At 50.6% G+C, this 6,033-nt stretch carries 5 protein-coding genes; all 5 read right to left on the reverse strand.

Features of this window, described 5'->3' with window-relative positions; genetic code table 11:
• Positions 1-27: 27 nt before the first annotated feature.
• A complete protein-coding gene (locus OEY58_19555; protein ID MDH5327656.1) occupies positions 28-327 on the reverse strand; it encodes a hypothetical protein in 300 nt (99 codons plus the stop codon).
• 264 nt (positions 328-591) lie between these two features.
• Complete coding sequence (locus OEY58_19560) at positions 592-1,698, reverse strand: ATPase, T2SS/T4P/T4SS family (GenBank protein MDH5327657.1); 1,107 nt, start codon at positions 1,696-1,698, stop codon at positions 592-594.
• On the reverse strand, positions 1,698-2,579 hold the full coding sequence (locus OEY58_19565) for a type IV secretion system DotC family protein (GenBank protein MDH5327658.1): 882 nt from the start codon (positions 2,577-2,579) through the stop codon (positions 1,698-1,700). The genes OEY58_19560 and OEY58_19565 overlap by 1 nt, the downstream gene beginning before the upstream one ends.
• Before the next feature lies 1 nt (position 2,580).
• The gene (locus OEY58_19570) at positions 2,581-3,126 is read right to left on the reverse strand and encodes a DotD/TraH family lipoprotein (GenBank protein MDH5327659.1); all 546 of its coding nucleotides are present in this window, start codon (positions 3,124-3,126) and stop codon (positions 2,581-2,583) included.
• The coding region (locus OEY58_19575) for a hypothetical protein (protein ID MDH5327660.1) at positions 3,101-6,033 on the reverse strand (2,933 nt) is incomplete at its 5' end. The genes OEY58_19575 and OEY58_19570, both read right to left, overlap by 26 nt.

The following is a 6,033-nucleotide window of genomic DNA, read 5'->3' on the forward strand; positions in this document are numbered from 1 at the left end:
GGGCGGCCCGCAAGCCGCCCGCGCCTGCTAGTCTTTGTTGTTGGGCAACGCTGAATCAAGGGCGGCCCTTAAGCTGGCAAAAAAACCGAAGATCCCCCATTTAAAAATATGCCAAAATATTAAATAGACCGTAACCATTGCGGTGGCGAATACAGAGAACGGCACTGAACCAAAGTGGGGCACTAGTGCCCCATAAGTCAGATATCCAAAACAAACCATGATGACAGAAAAAAAAGCAAGCGAATTAAAATATACCCAGCCTTTCGGCACATAGTGAGTACCAAAGTAGGCGTTCTCAACCGGGAGAGTGGATCGCATCCGTTTCATAGTTCACTCCCAAGAGTTTAACGAAAAGTTTTTTTATAGTACCTGGAGGGCCTACGTGACCCCATCATTACCCGCAACAACCGCCGGTTAGCCATTGGCACGCTCAATCCCAACAATCGTATCACGGTCAGATAAATCAACAACAGCGCAAACACAACAACTGTTCCCCGGATCGGAATAACAAACAAAACGAACCCATAAAAGGCTAAACCGTCAAATAATGGCGTTAACAGGAATCGTTTCGCCGTGTTGCGCCAATGCCATTTAACCATAGCTTTTTCCAATTAAATCGTAGGTGTACCGGTCAATCAAGCCGTCACGTAGTCTTTCATTGGCGTGGGCAATCATCGGCCGGCCAAACTCTTCCACCAATGACCGGACAATAGCGGAGAAATGACTGGCATCTGCGTTAAACAAACGCTGGCGCACTTGCGGATTGAACGGTAAATATTCCCTGATTGCTACCCGCTGACCGTGAGTATCCGGAACCAAACGTTGGGTAACAATCAACTGGAAGCTGTCGATTAAACCGGCTGTTTGAAACGAACGTTCGTTTGCTGGGAAAATACTCACCATACGCTGTAGCGTCTCAGCAACAGAATTGGTATGCACGGTGGTTAGTACTAAATGCCCTGTTTGAGCAAACACACAACATTCAGAGATCGTTTCTTTGTCTCTGGCCTCACCGACCAAGATAGTGGTAGGCGCACTTCTTAGTGCTTCTGAGACGCCCTGGGTAAACGACGGTAGGTGCCGTGGAATCTCACACTGGGTAATCACATTATTATGCCGTTCAATCCCATAGTAGACGAACTCAATGGGACTTTCGAAGGTTTGGATTTTTTCGTGAGAGTGTGGATTCTCCAAACGCTGGCGAATCATTGCAGCAAGCAACGTGCTTTTACCGGACCCCGTCGAGCCGGTTACAGCGATCAAACCCTGTTGAACCTGGCTGTGCGCCACTATCTCCGGCTCCACCTGCAATGACTCGATACTGGGTGGCTCGGACGGTATATAACGAAACGTCATCTGAATACCGTCTACGCCATCTATCATGCAGCCCATCGCATTGACACGGAACCGCAAAGTTTCATCGCGATTTCGTCGCAGTTGATAACTGGTATTCACCGCTTGCGCTTTTGCTATCGTTGGCAGCGCGTACTCACCCAGCATCTCATCAAGCAAGCCCCGCAATTCGTGCGACTGAATGCGCCGCTGTATGAGTGGCAACATTTTGCCGTGCACGCCCGCTATGATCGGCGCATTTGACAAAAAGTGAATATCCGACGCTCCTGCATCCACTGCATGAATCAACGCGTCGTTGATGGCCAAACGATTAAGCGGTAATGGCACGTCTGAGAAAGGCTTCATCAATCAACACCCAGCCCAAACAACTTCGGCAGGGATTCTATTGCCCGCCAGTTCTCGGTATCGTGCTGCATTTTAGGCTTCGTTGTAATAGCGAGAGTACGGTCATTAATGACCAAATTATCATCGTCTCCTGATACCGCCTGCACGGAATCCTTGATAAAAGGTTCAGACACCATACCGCGTAACTTCAACAGGTGATACAGGTACATACCTACTAGGTCACGCCGCAATTGATTGATATTAATTCGCCAAACCGCATCGGCATTACTCATGCCATGCTGCCACCCTCGCACAACCCAGACGCGCCAGGCGTTCAGTTCCGCTTTATTCCTCGGCAGCAAAGCGGGTGTTTTAAACGATTGCGAAGGGGAATTAAGCAAATAATCCCTCCAGGTCGGTATAACGGTGATAAAGCGGGCCTGTTTGAGGATATGAAAACTCTGCCCGGCAGTGCGCAGCACCTGGCTATTATCACTGATCGCCAGATTATCTTTTGCTGTGGACAACACGGGGGGCAAAACAGTACCGTTTTTCATCGCTACCGAATCAAAACGGAAAGTGCGGTCTAAGGCTGACGAAACCGTCAGCACGGCTTTCTCCAACTTCTGATGCCTGTGCGCCATGCCGCCAGCGGCCCCAATGCGCATAGCCTCCTCCTGAAGCAACGGCCCGCGCGGTCCCAGGGCTTTCATGTCAATGTCATCGTCTTGCCATTGGTATTTGCTATGCGCGTAACGGTCACCGTAACGTGCCCCCCAGGGACGCACTGCATCGTCGCTACCTTTCGCGCCTAGCTCAACGAGCTCCTTCAAACTGGGAGAACCTTGCGCGTACAGCGGGATACTCACAACAATTAGCAAACTAAACGCTACCGATTTCATGTCACAGCCCCTTACTCGGATAGGTCACGCGCAGCAAACGATTGTTCGCGCTAATGACCGCACGCGAACCAACTTGATATTGAATACTGCGGTACATTTCGACAATCGGCACATCTTTCATATCCAGATTGATCATTAATGGTTGCACTGGGGAGCCCACAATCTTAACCTTATAATCAGCCATCATGGCCAGGCGCTCCACCAGTTGGTTCAATGGCCCATACCATTGCATTGATCCCTTTTTCTCAAACCCCTTCGGCACCTGATTGGCCCTAGCCAGCGCCTTGACTTTCTGGTCTTCCGTTAATAGTTGTGTCGCCATCGCGTTGTTGGTCTGACTGAGTATACCCACCGCTTGCTCGATATTTTTCGATGCTTGTGCGATCTGTTCTAGCACTAATTGTGTATCTTTGTCCTCGGCCTCTTCGATCCTCTGACGGACCTGCTCCGATGCTGTAGGTTCCGGCTTGGTTGCGCAACCGGGCAACAAAACGTACAGGATTATTAAAAGTAACGGTATTCTAAAGCGCCAGTGCATTAATTTCATTCCGTAATCCCTCTTTGTGCAAAATGTCCGCCGCCAATTGCTCAACGACATGCTGATCCAAATCCTCCGCACCAGACTGGCTGTCTTGCGCACGCAGCATACGTTGTTCAAACACGTCCTGAGCGCTCCCGGTGGGGAAATGGCGCGCCAGTACCTCCCGCGCCTTATTAGATCCTAATCGCTCGGTAAGGATGCGCCGTAGTGCCGCATCCTTTCGTGTCGTCGACAACGCCCACAGTTCCTCCGGCGGTGAACTCAGCATGAGTAGCTGAGTATGTAACCCAGAGCGCGTATAAAAACGCATGACAAACGGACAACCATCTGCGGTAGGTCCATTCACCCGGGTCTTCAATGCGTACACCTCAGCATCCGATAGCTCCAATCGTTTCGCGACCTTTGGGAGTTCTTCGCCGAGATTTAGCAAAAAAATGTTTTTGGCATTATTGATCATCTCGTTCGTAAAATGATCAATGCTCTGGCTGGCGATGCCGATGTGTATCCCAGCCTTCCCGCCCTCCAGAATATCCATATCGAATTGCTCGCGAACACGGGGGGCGTTGCGGGTGCGGTGGAACTCGTCAATAAACACACGTTTGACCGAATCCATAATCTCTTGAATACGAGGCCGGTGGTATGCCTGGTAACCCTCGGGCATATCGGACACCTGGTCCGTGTTAAGGAAGAATTTGTTCATCAAAACATGGCGAGCGGCCATATACATAACAGCGGTTTGCCGGTCCGCCTCCAAACCACCCTTCGGTGCCACTTCCTGTAAATCCAAGGAAATGACCCGGGCGTCGCCCAGATCCAACCGGGTGGGCTTAGACAAATTAGGATACGTCGACGGAACCAGGCTCAAGGCGCGCACGAACGCCTGTATTAACGACTGCTGGGTATCCTGGGATATCAGGACATCGCCGAATTGTGCTTTGATACTGGCGCTATTCTGTACCACGCTAATCACATCCATGATAGTAGGCACCGCGTATCGCTGTGCTTTCCAAGCATCATTAACCCGGCCGTGATTAAACAAAGCGTCAGTGACTTCCCACCACGTGGTCTTAATGTCCACAGGGTAACTGATTGAAGCCAAGGCAGCATCAACAATGCTATCGACCCCCACATCGTAGTGTTTTGGATCTCGATCATCGCTAAGGAGTTTGTAGGTTTCCTCAATGGCAGCTTTGACTAACTCAGATGTGTTGGGATAGGCGGTAGTCAATTCCAGCGGAGTCGCCAACAAAGAGACGAAGTTAATTAAAAAAGATTTCTCCAAAGGCAGCGGAAAACGGCAACCCAACTGGGTGTCGAATACATTGATGGCATCGGCGCTACTGAAACGCAACCGGCGGTACATGACCTGATGTTTTAAATGCTTGGGCAGGTGATCACGCGCCAAGTCGATAAAACCCTTAGAACTGGGCGCGTTGTCCATGACAGCGATATACGGCAACCGTGACGACTCACCATTGGTTAAATACGCCATATTCATCGTATTAGCCAGCAGGCTTTTACCGGATCTGGTTACCGCGATATACAACTCTATACAGACTTCCTGTTGCGCGGATGCGGGTTGATAAGGCCAAAGCCGGTTATCCAGGGTGCGGAACATGATTGTACCAGTGGTCCACGGCGAAGACTGTCCTGTGATAGGCAACATTCTCAACGCGTCGCGTAAAGGCGCTAATGACACCTCGCCGATACTCGCCAAACTGGCGCCAGGCAACGTGCTGACAAACCCCCTGGCCGGATCGCCTTGCTCAATCCGGACAGAGCATGATCCCCAGCCCTGAACCGCTTTCACGAGATTCGCGACCCGGCGCTTGAGTAAATCCGGTTTGCTGGCATCAGACCACGTGGTCAACGCGATCTGTAGCTGCACACCTTTGATACCGCTTCGAATAGACGCTTCCATACCCTCTATCGCGTTTACAATCTCCCGGTTGTTACTGCTGGCGAAAGCAGTAATCGACGCGGAAAGTTTTTTTAATGAAAGCTTCGCCAAACCGCCGCCGCTCAATAGAAACGCAATTCGGAAGGGAGTTGAAATATCGTGGATACGTTTGATCAGCTTTGGGAACGCAGACGCGACCTCAGGCGGCAGTTCAACCAGCACGCTGGTATAACTCAGCCCCCCGATTTGCAAAGTACAATGATCGGGATAGTGGCCATCCTGGTAAAACAACTGATTGGCGATTGGCGGCCAATACAAACTGGACACATCATCGGTCGGGGTCTTTGGTAAACACAAAGCGAGCGGATCCCCTGGGAGCCGGGCATGGCTCGCTGCGTCGGTAAACTCTGGCGCTGTCTTGGATCGCAGTTCCTGCAATACTGTACGCACATCCATGGCCTGCACATCAAACCCTTGCAGCCGAAAATCATTATGAACCGATTTAACAAAGGAGCTATGAATCTCCCCTAACTCAGGATAGACACGATCGGGTTGCTGGGAAGACATCGCCGGCGGGCGGGAGGAAGTACGCCTGCGAACCAACTTCCGCGCGCTCGCTAACTCCAAGTCGCCTAATGCCGCAGGTGTGGTTACCAATGCCAGATAGACGTTTTCATTGACGCAATGCGACTGCAAATATCGCACGCGCTGTTTTAGCAGTTCCTGCCAATGAAGGTGAATACGCTGACACGCATAAAAGGCCGGTGACAATGCGTGTTCAACGACGTGTCCAGAGCGCTCAAAATCGCGTTCAAACACCACCTGAATTTGATGACAGCAATCCTCAAAATAGGAGCCTAATGCGTATTCCAAATCGTCTATTATATGATCGAAATCATGCATTGTTAACAGGCGTTTCTGCCCGTTGATACGTAGCACGCTGATTAGACGGGAATCTTCTGTGGAAAAGGTATGGTTGTCGTATGTCGAATAAAGATCAACATAATCCGGCA

The organism is Gammaproteobacteria bacterium (assembly GCA_029882975.1).
GTDB lineage: Bacteria > Pseudomonadota > Gammaproteobacteria > SZUA-152 > SZUA-152 > JAJDNG01.